General features: G+C 55.1%; 1 protein-coding gene. It reads left to right on the top strand.

Features of this window, described 5'->3' with window-relative positions; all coding sequences use genetic code 11:
* The coding region (locus tag P9254_RS28945; RefSeq protein ID WP_278103935.1) for a 5'-nucleotidase C-terminal domain-containing protein at window positions 1–236 on the top strand (236 nt) is incomplete at both ends.

Here is a 236-nt window from a genome sequence, read left to right as displayed (position 1 = left end):
CTACAATTTCGACGTCATCGACGGCGTCACCTATAAAATAGACCTGTCGCAGCCGCCGAAATACGATGCCAAGGGCGGGCTGGCTAACGCCGGCGTCAATCGCATCGTCGACCTGAGTTTCGATGGAAAACCAATTGACCCCATACAGAAATTCGTCGTCGCGACCAACAACTACCGGGCCGGTGGCGGCGGCAATTTCCCCGACATCAATGCCTCGAAGATCATCTATGAAGCGC

This window comes from Mesorhizobium sp. WSM4983 (assembly GCF_029625765.1).
In the GTDB taxonomy this organism is placed as follows: Bacteria; Pseudomonadota; Alphaproteobacteria; order Rhizobiales; family Rhizobiaceae; genus Mesorhizobium.
The sequence above is the reverse complement of the archived record's forward strand: the minus strand, read 5'-3'. Positions and strand labels throughout refer to the sequence as shown.